This window comes from Streptomyces sp. NPDC059861, assembly GCF_042731435.1.
Lineage (GTDB): Bacteria > Actinomycetota > Actinomycetes > Streptomycetales > Streptomycetaceae > Streptomyces.
This window is the reverse complement of the sequence record NZ_JBHWJQ010000008.1, coordinates 126,396-145,995: the sequence shown is the minus strand read 5'-3', so window position 1 is coordinate 145,995 and position 19,600 is coordinate 126,396. Positions and strand designations below refer to the sequence as shown.

17 protein-coding genes are annotated in these 19,600 nt (G+C 74.2%); 12 read left to right on the top strand and 5 right to left on the bottom strand.

Going from position 1 to position 19,600, the window contains the following annotated elements:
• Positions 1-21 precede the first annotated feature (21 nt).
• Genes ACFV6X_RS09985 through ACFV6X_RS09975 form a run of 3 tightly spaced genes read left to right on the top strand, consistent with a single transcriptional unit; the run spans position 22 to position 4,698 of the window.
• Entirely contained in the window at positions 22-381 is a 360-nt protein-coding gene (locus ACFV6X_RS09985; protein ID WP_385380275.1) for a hypothetical protein, read from the top strand.
• Positions 382-385: 4 nt separating this feature from the next.
• Positions 386-3,343, top strand: a complete 2,958-nt coding sequence (locus ACFV6X_RS09980) for a substrate-binding domain-containing protein (protein WP_385380272.1) — start codon at positions 386-388, stop codon at positions 3,341-3,343.
• Positions 3,343-4,698 carry an extracellular solute-binding protein gene (locus ACFV6X_RS09975; protein ID WP_385380270.1) on the top strand — a complete coding sequence of 452 codons (1,356 nt, stop codon included), beginning with the start codon at positions 3,343-3,345 and terminating at the stop codon, positions 4,696-4,698. The genes ACFV6X_RS09980 and ACFV6X_RS09975 overlap by 1 nt, the downstream gene beginning before the upstream one ends.
• Before the next feature lie 7 nt (positions 4,699-4,705).
• Here the strand turns inward: ACFV6X_RS09975 and ACFV6X_RS09970 are convergent, their stop codons facing one another.
• The gene (locus ACFV6X_RS09970) at positions 4,706-6,049 is read right to left on the bottom strand and encodes a helix-turn-helix domain-containing protein (protein ID WP_385380267.1); all 1,344 of its coding nucleotides are present in this window, start codon (positions 6,047-6,049) and stop codon (positions 4,706-4,708) included.
• A gap of 219 nt (positions 6,050-6,268) precedes the next feature.
• Between ACFV6X_RS09970 and ACFV6X_RS09965 the strand changes: the two genes are divergently transcribed.
• The gene (locus ACFV6X_RS09965; RefSeq protein ID WP_385380264.1) at positions 6,269-6,433 is read left to right on the top strand and encodes a hypothetical protein; all 165 of its coding nucleotides are present in this window, start codon (positions 6,269-6,271) and stop codon (positions 6,431-6,433) included.
• A gap of 345 nt (positions 6,434-6,778) precedes the next feature.
• Positions 6,779-7,513 (top strand): ANTAR domain-containing protein, encoded by a 735-nt coding sequence (locus tag ACFV6X_RS09960; RefSeq protein WP_385380262.1) that lies wholly within the window; start codon positions 6,779-6,781, stop codon positions 7,511-7,513.
• Between the two features lie 4 nt (positions 7,514-7,517).
• Here the strand turns inward: ACFV6X_RS09960 and ACFV6X_RS09955 are convergent, their stop codons facing one another.
• Positions 7,518-8,309, bottom strand: coding sequence for a hypothetical protein (locus ACFV6X_RS09955; RefSeq protein WP_385380259.1), 792 nt, complete (start codon positions 8,307-8,309; stop codon positions 7,518-7,520).
• 256 nt (positions 8,310-8,565) lie between these two features.
• Between ACFV6X_RS09955 and ACFV6X_RS09950 the strand changes: the two genes are divergently transcribed.
• Positions 8,566-9,516: a nucleoside hydrolase gene (locus ACFV6X_RS09950; protein ID WP_385380257.1), complete on the top strand. Its 951-nt coding sequence runs from the start codon at positions 8,566-8,568 to the stop codon at positions 9,514-9,516.
• Positions 9,517-9,652: 136 nt separating this feature from the next.
• Positions 9,653-10,135 carry a hypothetical protein gene (locus ACFV6X_RS09945; RefSeq protein ID WP_385380254.1) on the top strand — a complete coding sequence of 161 codons (483 nt, stop codon included), beginning with the start codon at positions 9,653-9,655 and terminating at the stop codon, positions 10,133-10,135.
• Between the two features lie 55 nt (positions 10,136-10,190).
• Here ACFV6X_RS09945 and grpE read toward each other — a convergent pair whose 3' ends face one another.
• Both grpE and ACFV6X_RS09935 read right to left on the bottom strand, forming a co-directional pair.
• The gene (gene grpE, locus ACFV6X_RS09940; protein WP_385380251.1) at positions 10,191-10,637 is read right to left on the bottom strand and encodes a nucleotide exchange factor GrpE; all 447 of its coding nucleotides are present in this window, start codon (positions 10,635-10,637) and stop codon (positions 10,191-10,193) included.
• A 106-nt stretch (positions 10,638-10,743) separates the two neighbouring features.
• Positions 10,744-12,399, bottom strand: coding sequence for a glycoside hydrolase family 13 protein (locus tag ACFV6X_RS09935; protein WP_385380248.1), 1,656 nt, complete (start codon positions 12,397-12,399; stop codon positions 10,744-10,746).
• A 336-nt stretch (positions 12,400-12,735) separates the two neighbouring features.
• Here ACFV6X_RS09935 and ACFV6X_RS09930 point away from each other — a divergent pair, with 336 nt between their 5' ends.
• Positions 12,736-13,674, top strand: a complete 939-nt coding sequence (locus tag ACFV6X_RS09930; protein ID WP_385380245.1) for an LAETG motif-containing sortase-dependent surface protein — start codon at positions 12,736-12,738, stop codon at positions 13,672-13,674.
• Positions 13,675-13,805: 131 nt separating this feature from the next.
• Here ACFV6X_RS09930 and ACFV6X_RS09925 read toward each other — a convergent pair whose 3' ends face one another.
• Positions 13,806-14,567 carry a hypothetical protein gene (locus ACFV6X_RS09925; protein WP_385380242.1) on the bottom strand — a complete coding sequence of 254 codons (762 nt, stop codon included), beginning with the start codon at positions 14,565-14,567 and terminating at the stop codon, positions 13,806-13,808.
• Positions 14,568-14,878: 311 nt separating this feature from the next.
• Between ACFV6X_RS09925 and ACFV6X_RS09920 the strand changes: the two genes are divergently transcribed.
• The 4 genes from ACFV6X_RS09920 to ACFV6X_RS09905 all read left to right on the top strand — a co-directional run bounded on the left by ACFV6X_RS09920 (position 14,879) and on the right by ACFV6X_RS09905 (position 19,563).
• Positions 14,879-16,582, top strand: coding sequence for a lysyl oxidase family protein (locus tag ACFV6X_RS09920; protein ID WP_385380239.1), 1,704 nt, complete (start codon positions 14,879-14,881; stop codon positions 16,580-16,582).
• Between the two features lie 184 nt (positions 16,583-16,766).
• Positions 16,767-18,191, top strand: a complete 1,425-nt coding sequence (locus ACFV6X_RS09915; protein WP_385380236.1) for a condensation domain-containing protein — start codon at positions 16,767-16,769, stop codon at positions 18,189-18,191.
• 9 nt (positions 18,192-18,200) lie between these two features.
• The gene (locus tag ACFV6X_RS09910; protein ID WP_385380233.1) at positions 18,201-19,274 is read left to right on the top strand and encodes a trypsin-like peptidase domain-containing protein; all 1,074 of its coding nucleotides are present in this window, start codon (positions 18,201-18,203) and stop codon (positions 19,272-19,274) included.
• Between the two features lie 124 nt (positions 19,275-19,398).
• Positions 19,399-19,563, top strand: a complete 165-nt coding sequence (locus tag ACFV6X_RS09905; protein WP_221751386.1) for a hypothetical protein — start codon at positions 19,399-19,401, stop codon at positions 19,561-19,563.
• The last annotated feature ends 37 nt before the right edge of the window (positions 19,564-19,600 follow it).

The following is a 19,600-nucleotide window of genomic DNA, read 5'->3' as shown; positions in this document are numbered from 1 at the left end:
GCGGTGCCATGATGGTGAGTTATGGCTGACGGGGACGGAGTGGCCAGGCGAGTCATCCGCGTACGGTTGGACGACACCGCGACCGAGAGCGACATCGGCGCGCTGCGCAAATGGCTGGAGCGGGAACAGGGCCTCGACGAGATGGTGCGGGCGGGCCGGCTCCGGATCCACGAGCGGCGCCGCACCGACGAGACCGGCGCGCCCATGGGCGTCGGCATGGAGATCGTGGTCGCGCTGGTCAGCGCCGCCGCGACGGTCGGCTTCAACCAGCTGGTGGCGCAGGTCGGCCGGGCCGTGGAGGCCTGGCGGGCCAACCGGCGCGAGGTGGAGGACGGCGATCCGCCCGAGGGCCGCGTGGACCCCGTGGACCTCGACGGGTAGGCCGGTGACCCGTTTCGACCCGCGGGGGAGGGTGAACCGGGCACTGCTGGTGGGTGTCTCCACGTACGACTTCACGGAGCCGCCCCACGGTGTGCCCGGCGGCCTCCCGGCCGTCGAGCACAATCTGGACCTGCTTCAGGACACCCTCGCCCGGGGCCGGGTCTTCGGCGCGGACGACATCACCGTGGAACGCTCGCCCTCGCTGGACGACTTCGACCGCGCGCTGCGCACGGCCGCCGAGGAGGCCGAGGGGCTGCTCCTGCTGTACTTCGCCGGGCACGGCGCCATCCCCAGCGCGGGCGACGAGCTGTTCCTGCAGATGCGCAACGCGAGCGTGATCGCGGGCGGGCACGCCGTCTTCCCCGGCGCGGAGATGTTCACGACCGTGCTGACCTGGCTGGCCAGCAGTCCCGCCGAGCGGATCGTGGTGATCCTCGACTGCTGTTTCGCGGGCAACGCGGCCTGGATCTGGGAGCACTTCCGCGACAAGCGGCGCGTCCTGCTGCTGATGAGCGTGCAGGCCAACCACCGCACCGACGCGGGGGACGGCGGCACGCCCACGCCGTTCACCGGGGAGCTGCTGCACCTCCTCGACGCGCCCGGCGAACTGGGCTTCCGGGACGTCTCGGACGCGCTGCGCAAGCGCATGACCGAGGGGCGTCACGCGACGCTGCGCGGGGAGCCGTGGACGCCGCAGAGCCGGGCGGAGCACGACGAGGACGTGCTGGTGTCGGCGCGGGAGGAGGGAGTCGGCGCGGGGGCGCCCGCCTCCGGTGACGGTGCCGCACCGCGGCCTGCGCAGCCGCCTGGGCACCGGCCGGAGCCGTCGCACGGACGGGGTGGCGGGCCGTCGGTTCCGGGGAGCCCGGATGCCGGACAGCCGTCCGCGTCACCGCCGTCCCGGCAGCAGCGTGGGCACCACGGCCGGGGTGGTGGGCCGCCTGTTCCGGGGCATCCGGGTGCCGGACAGCCGTCCCTGTCGCCTCCGCGCGGGGCGCACGGGCGGAGCGGAGGGCGCCCGACCCCGGGGCCGAACGGCGCCGTACGGCCGGAGGCGAAGCGGCCGCGACCCCCGCACGGCACCAGCGACGGGGCCGCGCCCCCGGGACGGGGCGAAGCCGTACAGCCGTCCGCGCCGCACCGGCCCCGGCCGCCCCGCCGGTCACCGGGCCGCGCCGCCGCGGCCGTGCCCGCCGGCCCGGTCACCGCACGTCGGCGGCGCTTGTCCGCCCCGCTCCGGGCGGCCCGTCGCCTCGCCGGCCGGGCCGGGGCCTGGGGCACCGCCCTGACCGTCCTGCTCTCCCTCACCGCCACCGGCCTCGGTGTGTACGCCGTGACGGGCCTCGCCGGCGGTTCCTCCGACTGCGCCCCACCCCTCGAACTGCGCGTCCTGACCGATCCCGACCTGGAGGCGACGGTCGGCGCGGCGGCCGAGGCGTACCTGACGTCGGAGGCGAACACCACCGGCGACGGCTGCCGGCGCAGCGGCATCACCGTCTACAGCGCGGGCTCCGCCGACGCGGTCACCGCGCTGCGCCGCGAGTCGGGCGCGTGGCACGAGCCGCACGACGAGGGCCCCAACCCGCAGCGTGACGTCGGCCCGCAGCCCGACGTCTGGATCCCGGCCTCGCGGGCGGACGTCGCCCGGGTCACCGACGGCCAGGACACCGACGCGTTGGCCCGCCTGGAGCCGGACGACGGCGCGCTGGCGTACTCGCCGATCGTGCTCGCCGTGCCCACGCAACTGGCCGCCGACCCCCTGGACGAGCGGGTCGGCGGCCCTCTGACGGGGATGGTCGACGCCCTGCGCGAGCGGCACGCGCACGCCGAAGTGAGCCGCCCCGACCCGGAGTTCGCCGCCGCGGCGCTGCTCGCCACCATCGGCCTGTACGGCACGGGCGCCGACCCCGGCCGGGTGGAGCAGCAGCTCGCCCCGCCGGGGCCGCCCTCCCTCACGGCCGCCGGCCTGCTGTGCGCGCTGCCCGACGACGACGCCGTCGACAACCGCACCGCCGCCCTCGTCCCGGAGTTCCTGATGAGGAGTGGCGTCGGTTGCGACCGGACGACGCGCAGCCCGCGCACCGCCCAGTACCCCGGCGACGTACCGGGCCTGGAACCCGTCTTCGTCCGGGTCCGCTGGGCGGGCGCCGACCTGGACCGGGCCGCGCGGGACGAGGCGGCGGAGGGCTTCCGGGCGTGGCTGGCCGGAGCGGGCGGGCGGGCCGCCTTCGGCGCGGCCGGTTTCCGCGCCGCCACCGAGGACCGGGCCCTGCTGGACACGGAGGAGATCGCCGACGGGGTGCTGCCCGCGCCGTCCCTGCTCATCGAGTCCGCCGGGCGGGACGCGATGGAGACGGCCCTGCGCAAGTACCGCGACGCGCGCGGGCCCGGCCGGGTGCTGTTCCTGCTCGACAGCTCGGGTTCGATGGCCGGGCTGTGGCGGGGGCCGAGCGGTGGCCCCGGGCTGCTGAAGGAGTCGCTGGGCGGGCTCGGCGCCCGCGACGAGTACGGCGTGTGGACGGTGGCGGACAGCGCACGGGACCGCTCCTACGAGACCCTGCTGCCCTTCGGGCCGCACAGCCGCCGGTCCGCCGAGGCCGCGATCGACGCCGGTGCCCGGATCCGGGACGCCGAGGCCGATCCGTACGCCGCCCTGGTGGCCGCGCTCGGCGAGATGGCCGAGCGGGGCGCCGACGACGACCGGCCCCAGCTGATCGTGCACCTCACCGACGACGAGGACGCCGGCCGGCTCACCGGCGCCCGCCTCGACGACGTCCTGAGCCGGGCACGCCTGACGGACGTGCCGATCACCACGGTGTCGCTGGTCGGCGGCGGCTGCGACGCGGGCAGGCCGGGCGCCCTGATCTCGACGGCGAGCGGCGGCCGCTGCCTGGACGCCGACGACGAACTCGGCACCGGCCTGAGCGCCGAGGTCGCCCGCACCGGAACGGGGGAGCAGTGATGATCCGACGGCTCGCGGCCCTGCTGGCCCTGCTGCTGCTCGCCGCCTGCACCGGCGGCGGGGACGGCACGCGGGCCGCGCCCACCGCCGACGTGCAGGGGGACATCGTGGTCGCCGGTGGGCGGGACGTCACCGGCAAGAACGGCATACGGCAGCAGCTCATCGACGCCTGGAACCGGCAGCAGGAGCGCGACGGCACCGGCTACCGGGCCCGCCTGGTCGAGCTCCCCGGCAGTGCCGACGAGCAGCGCAGCCAGCTGCTCGGGGCCCTCCAGTCGGGCAGTGCCTCCTACGACGTCGTCATCCTGGACGTGACGTGGGTACCGGAGTTCGCCGCCGCGGGGCTGGTCCGCCCGTTGCCCGGCGAGGTGCTCGACACGGACGTCGTCGAGTCCGTCGCGGGCACGGCCCGCTGGGACGGCGAGGTGTACGCGGTGCCGTTCAACAGCGACGTCGGGCTGCTCTACTACCGGCGCGACCACCTCCGCGACGGCGGCGTGCAGCGCACCGACCTCCGCGGCGGCCTCGACTGGCGAGAGCTGGAGGCCATGGCCGACTCCCTCGACGAGAACCCGCCCGAGGGCTACGAGAAGGGCTGGACCACCCAGCTCGCCGCGTACGAGGGCCGCACCGTCAACGCCGTCGAGGCGTTCGCGTCGGCCGTGCCCGGTCTCGCGCTCACCGACGCCGACGGCCACTACGACGCCACCGTCGAGGAACTGACCGAGGGCATCGCGGAGTTGCGCCGGCGCACCCAGGCGCCGTACCTCCTCCAGGACGCCGTGCACTCCGACGAGGCCGCGACCCTCGGTGACTTCGCGGAGGGCCGCACCGCGTTCCTGCGGCACTGGCCGTACGCCTACTTCACCCTTCACCAGACCCTCACCGCCGACCGGCTCGGTGTGGCCCCGCTGCCCGGCCGGGCCGTCCTCGGCGGGCAGAACCTCGCGGTGACCGGCGCATCGAAGCGGCCGGGGAAGGCGCAGGAGCTGATCAGATACCTCACCGGCAAGGAGAGCGAGCGCTGCCTGCTGGACGCCGGGTTCGCGGCGACGCGCACCTCGGCGTACACGGACGACGCCGTACGCTGCGCCGTGCCGGGCGCGTCACCGTCCCTGTCCGGCGAGAGCGCCGACCGCACCCCCCGCGACGCCGCCGGCCGCCCCGCCTACGCCCGGAGCATCCTGCTCCCGGCCCTGCAGGACGCCGTGCACCGCCCGCGCACCGCGTCGTACGGCGCCTTCACCCAGACCTTCACGGGCCGGTTGGGCGCCCTGTTCGGCGACAGCCCGCCGGGGGACGCGGCACTGGCGGCGAGCCTGGACGAGGCGCTGAGGAAGGCACTGCCGGACTGACGCCGGGTCACAGGGGCGGCTGCGCGGGAGCGGGCCCGAGGGTGGTGGTGCCGGGGGCCGTACGGTGGCCCAGTCCCGTCCGGTACGCGTCCAGCGCCGCCTCCACCCGGCCGGTGCGGCGCAGCAGATCGCCCAGCAGCCGGCACAGGTCGGCCAGGTCACCGGCGGCGCCCGCGCGTTCCAGCAGACTGAGGGCGCGGACGTAGTGCTCCTCGGCCGACTCGGTGTCCCCGGCGTCCTCGGCGATCCGCCCGAGCAGCCGGTGCGCGGCGGCGGCGTGCACCGCGCCGCGCTCGGAGGAGAGGTCGCCGAGCACGTCGTGCAGCTGGGCGGCGGCCTCCCCCGACTTGCCACGGCGGTGCAGCACGTCGGCGAGTTCGACGGCGACCTGGCTGCTGTAGAGGGAGGCGCGCTTGGCGGAGAGCATGTCCTGGGCGGCGCGCAGTTCGGCCTCGGCGTGCTCCAGGTCGCCGTTCTGGGCGTGGACGTAGCCGCGCATCCAGTGGCAGTTGGCGAGTTCGGTACGGATCTGGAGCTGGCGGTACATCTCCGCGGCCTTGGCCAGCGAGGCGTCGGCCTCGGCGAGCCGGCCCTCGGCGACCAGGGTGCGGGCGACCTGCCGGTGCATCCGGGCGACCAGGGCGGGGTCGCCGGCCTGCGGCGCCAGGGCGAGCGCGAACTCGGCGGCCTGGGCGGCGCGGGCGTGGGCGCCCATGTCCATGTACGGGCCGATGGCGGCGGTGTAGAGCAGGAGCAGGGCGTCCGGGTCGTGCAGTCCGCCGCGGTTCAGCTCGTCGAGGGTGGATTCCAGGAGGTAGACGGCGTAGCGGAGTTCACCGGCGAGGTAGTGGGCGACGGCGCGGCCGCGCAGGGCGGGGACGCGGGCGGGCAAGGGGGCTTCCAGGAGCGTCTGCTCGGTGCGCTCGAAGTGCTGCCGGGCGGCGGTCAGGTCACCGGTGTCCAGCGCGCACTCGCCGAGCCCGAGCAGCGCGGTGGCCTGTTCCTCGACCAGCCCGTGCGTCTCCGCCTCCGCGAGGAGGGCGGCGTACCGCTCCCTTGCGTCCTCCGCTTCGCCGGTGGCGAGGGTGCGCTGGGCGCCGGTCAGCCGGAGCCTGAGGTCGGTGGCGAGGCGGGCGGGCCGGCCGGTGGCCAGCTCGTCGAAGGCGACGCCGAGCCGGTCGGCGAGATGGCGCAGCGCGTCGTCGGAGGGGCGGACGCGGCCGGCCTCCAGGGTGGAGATGTAGGCGGGGGTGTAGGCCGGTTCGGCCAACTGCCGTTGGGTGAGGCCGCGTTCGTGCCGCAACTGCTGCACCCTGCGCCCGATGGTCTCAGGGTCGTCCCGCTTCGCCATGGGCTTAATCATGCCAGTAAGTGGACTTACGCCGAGGGTGGGTCGACGAGAAGGCCGACGCTGCTGGGAGTGGACGGACGGGTGGTCCGCCTGTCGCCGTCCGGGGTCGACGGGATTCGCCAACTCCCCTGGGACCCCTTCCGGTTCGCCCTTGTCACCCCCTAGGTTAGGAACGAGATTAAGGCCGCTTAATCCCCCACTGTCGTTGCGGAGGTTGCCGTGCACGGACCCACATCCGCTCCCCACGAGCGGTCTACCGCCCGTTACGCGCGGGCGTTCGCCGCGGCGGTCGTCGCGGCCGCGGCCCTGATCGCGGCGGCGAACGCGGGCCCGGCGCGGGCGTCCGAGCCGGTGCGGACGGTTGTGCAGGGGGAGCGCGGATAGCCGCGCGGGCGGCTGTGCGTGGGGGGGGGCGTACCTGGACGGGCTGGACGGGGCTGGACCCGGCTGGACCGGATCGGGCTGGATGGGTCCGGACGGGGCCGGAAGGCGGCGTTCCGCGGTGCCGTGACGTGCCGGGACGGCTGCCTCCCGCGTGGCTGAGCCTGTCCCCGCCACGCACTTCCTCATGCACATGCCCACCTCCGCCCGGCCCTGGGTGGCGCACGCGGTTTCGGTCGGCCGGGCAGGGGTAGTCGGCCCTCGACTCCGGACTCGTGGGCCCCTGGCGCTGCGGCGCAGGATGCCGTCCCACGACGTCCGAGGAGGTCGTCCGAGGAGGGAGTCACCGTGCGGCCCAGGGACGAACCGGAAGGGGCGTGGGCCGCCGACGCGATAGCCGAGGGGGTCCGGGGCGCCGAGCCCGGCGAGATACCCCGCAGGCTGTGCCACGTCGCGGTCCGCCTGCTGCCGGTGGCGCGAGCGAGCGTGTCGCTCTGCAACGAGGGCATGCCCGTACCGCTGAGCGCGAGCGACGACCGTGCCGCGTACCTGATGGAGGTCCAGGCCACCCTGGGCGAGGGCCCCTGCCTGCACGCCGCGCGCATCGGGGCGCCCGTGATCGCCGCCGACCTGGCGGGCGGCGGGGACACCGGCCGCTGGCCGGTCTTCGCCCAGCAGGCGACGGCGCTCGGGGTACGGGCGGTGTACGCGCTGCCGCTCGGCGACGACGCGGGCTGCCTGGGCACGCTGGACCTCTACCGCGACGTACCCGGCGTGCTCAGTCCCGGCGAACTGCGCACCGCGTACCTCATGGCCGGCGTCATGACGGTCGCCCTGATGTCGCTGCCCACCGGCGACGAGAACGGCAACCGCCCCGCGAACGGCCTCTGGCTCAGCGAACTGGCCACCGAGCACGACGAGGTCTACCAGGCCATCGGCATGGTCATGGCCCAGCTGGGCGTCGGCGCGGACGAGGCGCTGGCTCGGCTGCGGGGGCATGCCTTCGCGCGGGGCCTGACGGTGCTGGACCTGGCGCACGACGTGGTGGCGCACCGGGAGCGGTTCGAGCGGGACCGGTTCTGAAACCTCAGACCGACACCCGGGCCTGCTTGCGCACCTCCGCCAGCCGTTCGGCCCCCAGCTCCGCGACCGCCTGGGTGACCTCGGTGAACACCTCGCCGAGCCCCCCGTTGGTGAGGGTGAAGGCGTCCTCGCCGACGCGGACGGCGGCGATGTCGAGGGTGAGGGTGGCGGTGTCGTTGCCGTTGGCGCGGGTGACCGTGATCCGCAGTCCCTGCCGGGCGTCGCCGAGCTCCGGCAACCCCGAGTCGGCGACCTGCACGCCCTGCACCACGCCGAGCGCGGTGGTGGCCGTGAACTGCCGGCACTTCTGCGGCAGGCTCCGCAGCCAGGCCAGCGCCGCGTCCACGTCCCCGGCGCGCTGGGCGGAGATCTGGTAGCGCAGCTGGGCGCCGGCGTACCCGTCGTCGAGGCCGACGACGGCGCGAGCGGGGGCGCCGAGGAGTTCATCGCTGTAGAGCGCGTCGATCAGCCGCTGGCAGTCGGGCGTCCCGGCAGGGGTGGAGGCCTTGAGGAACCCGTCCCGCCAGGTGGCGACGCCCTGCGTGGGCGCCCACGGGTCCCCGAGGTCGGCCTCGGTGACGAGCGCGGACCGGGCCTGGGCGTCGGTGAGGGCAGGTGCGGACTGCGACGACGAGGAACCGCCGGGCGAGCCGGAGGCGGTCCTGGGGGAGGACGCGTACCGCGCGACGTCGGAGGCGAGCCCGGAACAGCCGGTGACGGCGAGCAACCCGCTCGCCGACAGCGCGGAGACCAGGAGCAGACGGGCGGCGGAGCGCGGACGCGGGCACGGGGTCATCGGGGTGCCTCCAGGAGAACTGCAGACGGGGACACGTCCACGGGACCACCTGAACCGACAGCTCACCAGCACGCCGGGCCGTACGGGGCGGGGGGTCGGGCCGGATGGGTGAGCGGGTTCGGCCGGGTGGGCCGGAGAAGACCGACCTCTGCGAGCTCTGCCCCGACGACCTCCTGACCGAACTCGTGTCGGGGGAATCCGCGTATGGTCGCGTCCACAGGAAGGGGTCGTAGCGGCCCGGTGGAAGGAGCCCCGCGTGAACGGTCAGCCCATCCCGGTGATCATCGACTGCGACACCGGAGTCGACGACGCCCTGGCCCTGCTCTTCGCCGTACGGCACCCGGCGATCGACCTGCGCGCCGTCACCTGTGTGGCCGGGAACACCGACGTGGACGGCGTCGTGCGCAACACGCTCACCGTGCTGGAACAGGCCGGCGCCGGGGACGTGCCCGTCGCCCGGGGAGCCGCCCGGCCGCTGATCGAGGCGCCCCGTTCGGCCCGTGTGCACGGGCACGACGGGATGGGCGACCTGGGTCTGCCCGCCCCGGCCCGTACGCCGGTGGACGTGGACGCCGTGACGCTGCTGCGCCGCGAGATCCTCGCCTCCCCCAGGCCCGTGACCCTTGTCCCGACCGCCCCGCTCACCAACATCGCCCTGCTGCTGCGCACCCACCCGGAGGTCGCCGCCAACATCGAGCGGATCGTCTTCATGGGCGGCGCGGTGGCCGTCGGGAACGCGACGCCCGTCGCCGAGTTCAACGTGTGGCACGACCCGGAGGCCGCCGCGATCCTGCTGACCGCGGGCGTGCCGATCACGATGTACGGGCTGGACGTGTTCATGCGGGTCGTCGTGCCCGCCTCGGACGTACGGCGGCTGCGGGAGAGTTCCGAACCGGGTGCCCGACTCGGGGGCGAACTGCTGGCCCACCGGGGGCCGGGCACCGAGGAGGACCCGGCGGGCGGGCTCGGTGACGCGGGGGCCGTCTGCGCCGTCGTGGATCCCGCCGGGCTCACCACCCGTGCGCTGCCCGTCGAGGTGTCGCTCGCGCAGGGGCCCACCCGGGGGCAGACCGTCGTCGACCTCCGGCCGCGGCCCGGCGAGGCCGAGATCCATGGCGAGTCGCGTGAACAGCAGCTGATCGACGTGGCGTTGGACATCGACGAGGAGCGGTACGTGAAGCTGTGGCTGGCGACCGTGGAGGGCTAGGGCCTGTCGTTCGGATCGGGCCGGCGTCGCGGCGGCCGGCACGCCGCCGGCCGGCCCTCCGCGGATGCGGGCCTGTCCGCTTCGGCCTTCACTTGGGACAGGACGGTTCCTGGCGGGCTGGAGAGCTGGAGGCGGCATGGCCGGTTACCCGAGTCGATGGGTGGTCGCGGCGGCGCTGGTGGGAGTCATGGGCGCCGGCGCGGTGGCGTGCGGGGGCGGCGGCGACGGGCCGGGCGCGAAGGCGGGCGACGCCGCCTCGGCCCTGAGCTCGGCCGCCGCGCAGGCCTCCGACCTGTGGGCCTCGGCGTCGGCGGAGGCGGACCGCAAGCTCGACGAGATCAAGGGCGTCAACGCCAAGAACGAGGTCACGCTGGGTGACCCGGCCACCGGCGATGACGGGCGCACGGCTGTCGAGGTCGAGGTGCGCAACACCGCCGACAGCACGAAGTCCTTCGCCGTGCAGGTCAACTTCACCGACGCCGACGGACAGCTCCACGACGCCGTCGTCGTGACCGTCGCCGACGTGGCCGCGGGGCGGACCGGCAAGGGCACGGCCCGCAGCGCGCACCAGCTGTCCGGTGAGGTGAGCGCGAAGGTCGGGCGGGCGGTGCGGTACTGACCGGGACCTGCCCGCGTGCGGTCGGGATCACCCGTACGGGGCAGTCCGCGGGTCCCTACTCCGGCCCGGTGACCTCCACGCAGGCCGGACGCAGCAGGTCGTCGCCGACCCGGTAGCCGGGGCGCAGGATCGCCGTGCAGGTCGGGCGGGCGAAGGACGCGCGGACCCGGTGGGCCAGCGCCTCGTGGCGGGACGGGTCGAAGGGGTCGCCCACCTCCCCGAACGCCACCAGGCCCAGCGCCCCGGACCGGACCCGGAGCGTCTCGGAGATCTCCCGCAGCCCCGGCGTCATCGGCTCGTGCGCGCACGCCCGTTCCACCGCGTCCAGCACCGGCAGCAGCTCGCGCAGCACGTTGGCCACCGCGATGTGCCGTACGGCGAGCCGGTCCCGCCGCACCCGCTTGCGGTAGTTGTCGTACTCGGCCTTCACGCGTTGCAGGTCGGCGGTGCGCTCGGCCAGTTCCGCGCGGGTGGTCCCGTCGAAGGCCCGGGTTCCGGTCATCCAGGCCACCTCCTCGTCGACCCCACGACGTCCGTCGCGTGCGAGCGATGCCCACGAGCCCTGGGTAAGCCGGAGGCCGCGGCTTGTCAAGGGAGTGAGGGCGCTCCTAGCGGCCGAGCCAGACCGTGGTGTCCGGGCCCAGGCGCCCGTCGGGCTGCAGGGGCGCGCTGCACAGGAGGGGCTCACCGGCCGGCAGGGGCACAGGCCCGCCGGAGAGGTTGGTCAGGCAGCGCCAGCCGTCGGAGCGGGCGAAGTGCAGGACGCCGGGCGCGGTGTCGTCGGCCCAGGTCAGCGACTCGCCCTCCAGCAGCTTGCGGCGCAGCCGCAATGCCGTGCGGTACAGCTCCAGGGTCGAGCCCTCGGCCCCGTCCTGGGCCTCGACGGCGTACGACGCGAAGCTCGCCGGCTGCGGCAGCCAGGAACCGCCCGCGCCGAAGCCGTACGACGGGCCGGTCGTCGTCCACGGCAGCGGCACCCGGCAGCCGTCACGGCCCTTGCGGACGTGCCCCGTCTGCTCCCAGATGGGGTCCTGGAGGACGGCGGTGGGCAGGTCGGCCACCTCGGGCAGACCGAGTTCCTCGCCCTGGTAGACGTACGACGAGCCGGGCAGCGCCAGCATCAGGAGCGTGGCGGCGCGGGCGCGGCGCAGGCCGGCCGCCGGGTCGACGGCGGGGGCGTTGCCGCCGGACAGCAGCCAGGCGTCGAGGTCCGTGCCGGGCGGGAGCATCAGCCGGGTGGCGTGGCGGACGACGTCGTGGTTGGACAGCACCCAGGTGGCGGAGGCGCCGGCCGCGTGGGCGGTGGCGAGGGACGCGGTGATGACCTCGCGCAGTCCCTCGGCGTCCCAACCGGCCTTCAGATACTCGAAGTTGAAGGCCTGGCCGAGTTCGTCGGGGCGGGCGTAGAGGGCGCGCCGGGCGCCGGGGACCCAGGCCTCGGCGACGGCCATGCGGGGCGGGGAGTAGGCGTCGAGGATCTTGCGCCAGTCGCGGTAGATCTCGTGGACCTCGTCGCGGTCGTAGAAGGGGTGGCTGCCCGGGGGCATGTCCGCGAGGGCGGCCTCGTCGCTGAGCTCGGGGGCGCCGAGGTCGCGCAGCGGCTCATCGAGGTCCTTGGCGAGGGCGTGGGCCACGTCGACGCGGAAGCCGTCCACCCCGCGGTCGGACCAGAAGCGGAGGGTGGTGCGGAAGTCGGCGCGCACCTCCTCGTTCTCCCAGTTGAGGTCCGGCTGCTGGGGGGCGAAGAGGTGCAGGTACCACTGGCCGTCGGGGACGCGGCGCCAGGCGCTGCCGCCGAAGACGGACTGCCAGTCGGTGGGCGGGAGTTCCCCGCGGGCGCCGCGGCCGTCGCGGAAGACGTAGCGGTCGCGGGCGGCCGAGCCGGGGCCGGCGCGCAGCGCCTCCTGGAACCAGACGTGCTGGTGGGAGGAGTGGTTGGGGACGATGTCGACGAGCACCTTCAGGCCCAGGCGGTGTGCCTCGGTGACCATGGCGCCGAAGTCGTCGAGGGTGCCGAGGCGTGGGTCGACGTCGCGGTGGTCGGCCACGTCGTAGCCGCCGTCGGCCAGTTCGGAGGGGTAGAACGGGCTGAGCCAGAGGGCGTCGACACCGAGGGCGGCGAGGTGAGGGAGGCGCTGGGTGATGCCCCTCAGGTCGCCGAGGCCGTCACCGTCGGCGTCGGCGAAGCTGCGGGGGTAGACCTGGTAGATGACGGCTTGGCGCCACCAGTCGGGGCTCTTGGGGGAGAGGTCGGGAGTGGTCACTCGGGCTCCTGTGGGTGCGGCTGCTGTGCGGTCGGGCTGCTCTGCGCCGGACGATACGAGGACTTTGTCCACATCACCGGAAAGGTGAACCTCGGCGTGTGGGGGCGCGGGGGGCGGACGGGGCTCGGGCAGGGAGCTCGGAGGGGGTTGTTCCGTCTGTGACCGAATGGTGAGGACTCGCCAACTCCCGTGCGAAGAACGCAGGTTGACAGCGTTCTGCCGGGCGTCCCACCATGTGCTCACACTGTGGCGCATGTGACCAGTGAGCTCGGTGTTCCTCTTCTTCCTTCCACTCACCCTTGTGCACCTTCATGTGCACACCACGATGGGATACGCATGTCCATTGCGAGACGTGTCACCGTGCGGCGCCTGCTGGGGACGGGCGCCGCGTCGCTCGCGCTCTGCGCCGCTTCCGCCTCGGGCGCCTGGGCCACCGGGCCGGGCGGCGGTGACGGCTGGGGGGCCGGCGGTCGGTACAAGCCCGGGACCGGGGCCGGGACGGTCACCGAGAGCGACCGCTGCGAGTTCTCGCTCGACGGCGCGAACTTCCACGGTTCCGTGAAGGTCGACGACGTCAGCCTGCGGCCGACCGACGACGGGAAGGTTCACATCGAGGTCCGCACGGCCGGTGACGCGACGACCTGCACGGCCTCCCTCGCCTCCTACCTCGCGCACGGCGCCACTTTCGCCACCTCCGGTGAGCAGAAGTTCGTCGACTTCGACACGGCGACCGTCAAGCCGGGCCGGACCGAGTCGCTCGACATCGCGGTACCCGACGCCGGGTGCTTCGCGCAGATCGACCTCTACCGCGGCGCGGTGAAGTACGACGGCCTCCTCGACGCGGGCGACGGCTTCGAGCACGGCGAGCTGCCCAAGGGGCCGGACCGGCCGGTGATCAAGGACAAGCTGATCGCCGCGTGGAACGGCGGCACGAAGGACTGCACGACGACGCAGTCGGAGCCGCCCGCCACGGCGACGCCCTCCCCCACGCCGCCCGCCACGACGCCGCCGGAGTCCGCCGAGCCGTCGACGCCGGCCGGGACGACGCCCGCGGAGACCGAGCCGGCCAGTGAGCCGCCGTCGAGCGCGTCGCCGAGCACCCCCGCGAGCACGCCCCCGGCGGACGCCCCGTCCCCGGCGGGCCCGGGCGAGGACCTGGCCGAGACGGGCGCCGACAGCAACACGACCCCGATCGCCTTGGGCGCGGCGGCACTCCTCGTCGGCGGCGCCGCGATCGTCGTCGCCACCCGGCGCCGACGGGCGTCCGGCAGCTGACAGTCCGCCTGACCCGAACCGCCTGACCCGAACCTGGCCCACCCATCACCGCCCCGCCCACGCCCGGGCCCGGCCCTCGGTGGGTGGGCCTTCGCGTTCCGGGAGCTTCGGGCACCGGCGACGGACCGACGTCAGCCCAGGCAGAGGACCAGTACGCAGAGCGGGGGCGGCGTGGACTGCGGGGGCGCGGGTGGTGTCGTCCCGGGGTCGGTGGGGGCCGTGCCGGTGTCGGCGGGGGGCGCGGCCGGTGTGGTCGGCTGTGGGGGTGTGGTGGGGACGGGGGCCGGATCCGACGGGGCGTCGGGGGAGTCGCCCCGGTGCTGCGGGGGCTGTGGCGCCGCGGGGACGGAGACCGGGGTCCGCGCACGGTCGCTCTGCGGGGCCGCGGACGTGGGGCGCCGCTGCGAGCGGCTCGCCGTGGAGCCGCCGTCCTCGGACTCCGTGGCGGCCGGGCGGGGCGCGGTGCGCCGCTCGTCCGGCTGGGTCTCCGTGGGACGTATTCGCTCCGCGGGCTGCCCGGGTGCGGTGTCCAGCGTCAGCTCGTCGGGTGCCGCGGCCGCCTGCGCGCGGTCGGTGGGGGCACCGCGGTCCACGGTCGTGAGCGTCAGCCCGCCGCCGATCAGGGCGACCGCCGTCGCCACCAGGGCCCTGCGCTGGCTCTTCTTCCAGCGGATCCGCTGTCTGCGCCGCGCCGCGCGGCCGTCCCGCAGGGGGACCACCGCCGCCTCGGGCCCGGCTTCCAGGGCCGGTGGGACGTGCACCGGCTCCGGCTCGGCGTGCCCTCGGGGCGCCGGTGCGATGTCCGGTGCGTAGGCGCCGCATCCGGGGCACACCAGGGCGCCGTTGAGATGCCGTCGGCACGAGGAGCAGTAGTCCATCTGCCAGTAGTCCATCTGCGCGGTCTTCCTGAGTCGACAGCCCCCGAACGGCCAGCAACGCTAACGACGGATTCCGGCCGCCGTGTGCAGCCCGTGTGACGCTCCTGCACAGATTCGCCGGACCGCGGACGCCCCCCCCGCGCACCTCGTTCGCACGAACCTCGGCACCAACAGGCAACCCGCACACCGGGTTTACCTGTCTCACAGGATGCTCACAGAGTCACGGTCGCCGGACGCGTGGGGTGCGTCGGTTCAGCGGTGGCCGCGCGGACGTGAGCTGTCCGGTCCGATGCCGCTGACCGGCGGCACTCGCAGACGAGGAACCGATGACCAGTCAGCAACACCGCAATCGTGTGAAGCGTTCGGCGCTCGCCGCCGGCACCGCGCTCACCGTCGTCGTGGGTGGCGCCGCCGTCGCCTCCGGGGCCGACCCGGCGAGCACCACACCCGGCAAGCCGCAGCTCAAGCTGATCGCCGCGTCGAAGTCCGTGACGCTGGATCGCTGGGAGGGGGAGCCCGGGGTCTACCTGGACCTCGGCACGTACGTGACCGTCGACAACGCGCCACTGGAGTTCAAGGTGACGCGGAAGTCGTACAAGGACCCGGTGGTCGCCCAGCAGGTCCTGCGCGACGGCAACGGCGTCCAGACCAAGAAGCTGCCCGCCGGCCTGGTGAAGGACTTCTCCGGGCTGCCCGGCTTCCTGGAGGTGTCGATCAAGAACGCGGCCGGTGAGGAGGTCTCGAAGTCCAAGGGCACCTTCTGCCCGAACAACGCCTCCGGCCGGCTCCGCCCGGACGCCCCGGCGACCTCGCACTACCCGGAGAGCTGCCCCACGAACCCGTGGACGCTGGGCTCCGTGTGGGGCGTGGAGAAGGGCTGGGCGTCCAACTCCAGCACCGTCGACTACGACAAGCCGGTGGACCTGCCGGCCGGTGAGTACACCGCGAAGGTCTCGGTGGCGAAGAAGTACCGCGACCTGTTCGGCATCCCGAACGACCAGCCGACCGTCAAGGTGACCGTCCGCCAGATCAGCGACGACGGCGGCGGTGAGGGCGCGGCCGCCTCGCGCTCCGGCGCGCAGCACAGCGGCCATGGCGGTCACGGGGCGCACAGCGGGCACGGCGCCGCCGCGCAGGACGCCCACACCGCCCACCACTACGGCCCGCGCGGCGCCGACGCCCCCACCCCGCCCCAGCTGTCGCACGCCATGGAGGACCGCGGCCGTGCCTCGCACCTGGGCGACGGGCCGGGCCACACCGACGGTTCGCGGGTCGCGCCCGCGCTGAAGCCCAACGCCGAGCGGCCCACCGGGCGCGCGGGCGTCCCGGCCGACGTGCCCAAGCCCGACCTGCGTTCGCTGCCGGCGTGGGACATCGCCATCACCGACGGCGAGGACGGGGACGTACCGGGCAAGGACTACCTCGCGTTCAGCGCGAACGTGTGGAACGCCGGGCCCGCCCCGCTCGTCGTGGACGGGTTCCGCAGCCCGGGCGCCGATCTGATGGACGCGTACCAGTACTTCTACGACGCGAACGGCAAGCAGATCGGGTACACGCCCACCGGCACCATGGAGTGGGACCCGCGCGTCGGACACGAGCACTGGCACTTCACGGACTTCGCCAGCTACCGCCTGCTGAGCGCGGACCAGACGAAGGAGGTGCGCAGCGGCAAGGAGGCGTTCTGCCTGGCCAACACCGACGCCGTGGACTACACGGTGAAGAACGCCAACTGGCACCCGTACAACACGGACCTGTCGACCGCGTGCGGTCAGCAGAACTCCCTCTCTGTGCGGGAGGTGCTCGACGTCGGCTCCGGCGACACGTACACGCAGTACCGTCCGGGCCAGTCCTTCGACATCACCGACCTGCCGAACGGCACGTACCACATCCAGGTGATCGCCAACCCGGAGAAGCGGCTCAAGGAGACCGACCTCGACAACAACGTCGCCCTGCGCAAGGTCGTCCTCGGCGGCGAACCGGGCGCCCGCACGGTCAAGGTCCCCCCGCACCACCTGATCGACGCCCCGTGACCGACCCCGCGTGACCGCTCCACGAACGCCTCCGGCCGCCGTGCCGGGGGCGTTCCCCTGTGCGCCCGCCGTTTCTTCCGCCACACCTGAGCGTTGGTCCCGTTGTGCACTGAGCGATGCCCAGCAGACACGGGCGCCTAGCCGGTCGTCTCCCGTGGGCAGACGAACGGAGAATGCTGTGCGAATGACGGACATCCAGCGCTGCGAGATCCGCCCCGGGCGGCTCGTGGAGTGGACGCTGCACCCGGCGGCGGTGCGGGCCGCGGCCGACATGCCGGATGACTCCCGGCCGCCGGCGTACGTCCAGGAGTCGCACGTGCGCACCGCGCGTTCCGTGCGTGAGGACGGCCTGTTCGTGCCGACCTGGCTCGGCGCCGCCTTCGACATCCCCGGCCAGGTCGACCTCGGCGTGCTCCAGGAGGCCCTGCGGGCCTGGACGCTGCGGCACGAGACGCTGCGCAGCGGATTCCGCTGGATCGGTGACGACATGCGGCGCTTCACCCTCGACGCGGACGCGGTCGTCCTGCACCGTGAGGACCGGGGCGCCTACGGTGAGGCGGCCAGGCTGACCCGGTATCTGCAGGACCGGTTCGACACCGTGGCGGACGCGCTCAGCTGGCCCAACTTCATCTACACCGCCGTCGTCCGGGACGACGGCACCAGCGTCTACATGGCGTTCGACCACAGCAACGTCGACGCGCACTCCATCCACCGCATCCCCGCCGAGATCCACGAGCTGTACGCCTCCGCCCTCGACGGCCGCCGCCTCGACGCGCCCCCGGTCGCCAGTTACGTCGACTTCTGCGCCCTCGAACGCACCGAGGCCGACCGCCTCGACGACACCCACGAGATCGTGGGCCGCTGGCGGGAGTTCATCGTCCAGTGCGACGGCAAGCTGCCGAACTTCCCCGTGGAGCTCGGCCTCGACCCCGAAGGGCCGCTTCCGACGCAGAAGTTCATGCAGGAGATGCTCGTCGACGACGCCGACGCCGCCGCCTTCGAGGCGTACTGCCGCCCCTACGGCGGCAGCCTGGTCGGTGTGCTCGCCGCGACCGCGCTCATCGTCCGTGAGATCGGCGGCCAGCAGGTCTACCGCACGGTGGTGCCCTTCCACACCCGCGTCCGCTCCCAGTGGTCGGACTCCGTCGGCTGGTACGTCGGCGGCGCCCCGATCGAGGTCCCGGTCGCCGAGGCGCCCGACTTCGACAGCACCCTGCGCATGGTCCGCGCCGCCCTGCGCGAGAACCGCCCGCTGTCGCGCAAGCCCATCGCACGCGTCCTGAAGCTCCTGGGCGCCGACTTCCGTCCCACCTCCCCCGACCTGTACTCGATCGTCTCCTTCGTCGACGCCCGCGCCACCACCGGCTCCGAGCAGTGGCAGGACCTGAAGGCCTACGGCCTGATCCGGGTGTCGTACGGCGACCAGGTCTGCGTCTGGCTGACCCGCCTCCACGAGGGCCTCCAGCTCGCCAGCCGCTACCCGGACACCGACATCGCGCGCAAGAACATGCGGCTGTTCACCGAGCGACTGCGGGAGCACGTCGTCAGCGTGGCACGGGAGGCCCTCGTCGCCGGTCGCTCCGGCGTACGCCCCGCACCCCACGGGTAGGGGACCCGTGTGACGGACCGGGGGGAGCAGGGGCTGGACGCGGCGCGTGTCGCCGAGGTCCTCGTCGGCGGGCCGCGGGGGCGCCCGGGGCGGCGCGGGTCCGGGTACCGGGTGTCCGGTCACTGTGTGCTGACGGCCGCCCATGTCGTGGCCGGACCCGTCGACCGGCTGTGCGTCCGCTTCGACGCCGACCTGCCCGGCGAATGGAGCGCCGACGCCCGTGTCGTTCTGCTGGACGAGGCCGCCGACGTCGCCCTGCTGGAGCTGACCGGCCCCCCGCCCGGCCTTCCCGCCGTCGCCCCGCCCCGGTATGCCGCCGTCCCGGACGCCGACGTGGTGCTGCCCTTCAGCGCCATGGGCTTCCCCCGCTTCAAGCTCCGCCGGGACACCGCTCCGTCCTCGGGCGACGGCCCGCCCGGCCGGTACCGCGACGCGTGCCATGTCTCCGGCACCGTCTCCGTGCTGTCCAACCGCCGCGAGGGCACGCTCGAACTGGCCGTCGTCGTCCCGCCCGCCGACGTCGAACCGGAACGCTCCCCGTGGGAGGGCATGTCCGGCGCGGCGGTCTGGTGCGGGGGCGCGGTGATAGGTGTGGTCGGTGTGCACCACCGTGCCGACGGGCTGGGCAGGCTCGCGGCCCGGCGGGTGGAGCGGTGGTACGACGTCCTGTCGTCCGACGCGCTGGAGCGGCTCGGGCGCCACGCCGGACTGCCGCCGCGCGAGGCGCTCGGTTCCGCCGACGGTACGGCCGCTCCCCGCCCGGTCGCCCCCCTGACCGCCCTGCCCGGCGAACTGCCCCTGCGCGAACTGGTCGACCTCGTGGACGCTCTCACGGCCCTGCCCCTGCTGCGGGGCCCGAACGGCATGACCCTGCTGCTGGACAGCATCACCGACCGGATCGCCGCCAACAGCCCCCGTGACCCCCGGCTGCGCATGGACGTCTACGGCGTCGTGCGCACCTGCCTGCGCTATCCGGGCACGCTCGACCAGCTCCTGGAGGCCGTACGGCTGCTGGAGGGCCCGTCGCCGGAAGTGGAACGGGTCGACCGGGCCGCCGCCCTGCTGGCCGTGCGCCACCGTTGACGTGATCTCGCGGGGCGGCCGGGATGTGGGGTTTCGACTTGCTGTCCGCTGGGCCATGATGGTTGGGAGCCGACAGCGCTGACTCGTAGGCACGGGAGGGGACTTGGCAGCCGTGGAGCAAACGATGCCTGCTGTCGAGTCGTGTCTCGTCGATCTTTCGGGGGTCTCTCTTGAAGCGCTGCGCTCCATGGACGGCACGGCCTTTACCGAGTCGCTGGAGCAGTTGCTGCGCCACATCGACGGCCCGCAGGCCATCACGGTGTCGTACAACCCGTCCCGGTTCGACTGACCCGGCCGGCTTGACGCGCATCGACCCGTGGAGGACG